At 51.1% G+C, this 1367-nt stretch carries 1 protein-coding gene; it reads right to left on the reverse strand.

The features are described 5' to 3' along the window. Window positions 1-1367 (reverse strand): acyltransferase domain-containing protein (locus HJG39_RS19185; protein WP_268412018.1); only part of this gene is annotated, 1367 nt, incomplete at both ends.

A 1367-nucleotide genomic window follows, 5' to 3' on the forward strand; every position in this document is an offset into this window, starting at 1 on the left:
TCGCTGTGATAAGCGTGAGAAGTACGCAGCAAGGTATGCTTAATATTCGCTGCGCTTAGCTGCTCCGCAAAGGCATGAATGGCTTTAACTTCACCGGATACCACGCACAAGTTGGGGCTGTTATCCGCTGCCAGTGACAACGCATTTTTGACATCAGAAGCAGATTCAGCAAGGCGAGCTTGCACCGCTTCGGCGGAAAGCTCAACACTAAGCATGGCTCCGGCTGATGCTCCCTCTGTGGAAACAGAGCCCATCAACTTGCCTCGGGCAACCACCAGCTTAATCGCATCTTCCAAGCTGAATACCCCCGCCAAGGTAGCAGCAACGTATTCGCCCAAGCTGTGGCCTATCATGGCATCGGGCTGAATTCCCCAATATTGAAGCTGCTTTGCCAGCGCGTATTCCACAATGAATAACGCCGGTTGGGTGATATGGGTTTGGTTGAGCTTGTTGTTTTTGTTTTCAGCCGCATCTCGGCTTTCTACATTCGCCTCTACCTTTTTCTCTGCATCCACCTCAAATAACAAGCTTTGCAACTCGGTTTTTAGCGATTGTTCGGATTCAGAGCCCGCCGCGAGCATGTCTAGGCAGGCGTCTACGTTTTCTTTAAATACGCTTGATTCAAGGCCAGTTTTCCCTCGGTACAATCCCGCGCCCATCCCCAAATACTGGCTACCTTGACCGCTAAACATAAAAGTCACAGCCGGGGCTTGCTCGGCATAACCTTGCAATAATTGTTTGGGATGTTCCCCTGCCAACACCTGCTTTGCTTGTGCATGAATGTTTTTTTCGGCGCTCTCGTTTGTGCCTGAATCACACAGGGCCACCTGACGGTACGCCAAATGGCGGCGACCTTGCTGCAAGGTAAAACTGATGTCGGCCAGTTGCTTCTGCTCGCTTTTTTCTTGTGCCAAAGGAGCTTGTTCTAGCTCTTGCTGCTCAAAATACCCCTGCAAATTCTTGCTAACCTTGCTTAACGCACTTTCGCTGCGTGCGCTGATGGGCAATAACTGCCATTGGCGACTGTCGCCGGATTCTCGCTCATCGATATATTCTTCCAACACCACATGAGCATTGGTGCCGCCGATACCAAAGGAGCTGACGCCTGCGCGTCTTGGGGTTTGCTTAAGCGCTCGGCTAACACCCGTTGGCGCATCCCACACCTGCCCTTTTGCTACCACTTCAAACGGCGAGTTTTGCCAATCTATGGCGGGATTACCTTGCTCAAAATGCAGCGTCGCTGGCAAATATTGATGCTGCATACACAGCACGGTTTTTATCAGCCCGCTTACACCTGCGGCGGCGTCTAAGTGCCCAATATTGGTTTTTACCGCACCGATTTTAATGGTGTTTCTCGCATCTGTTTG

It is taken from the genome of Alteromonas sp. a30 (genome assembly GCF_026788005.1).
Classification (GTDB): domain Bacteria; phylum Pseudomonadota; class Gammaproteobacteria; order Enterobacterales; family Alteromonadaceae; genus Paraneptunicella.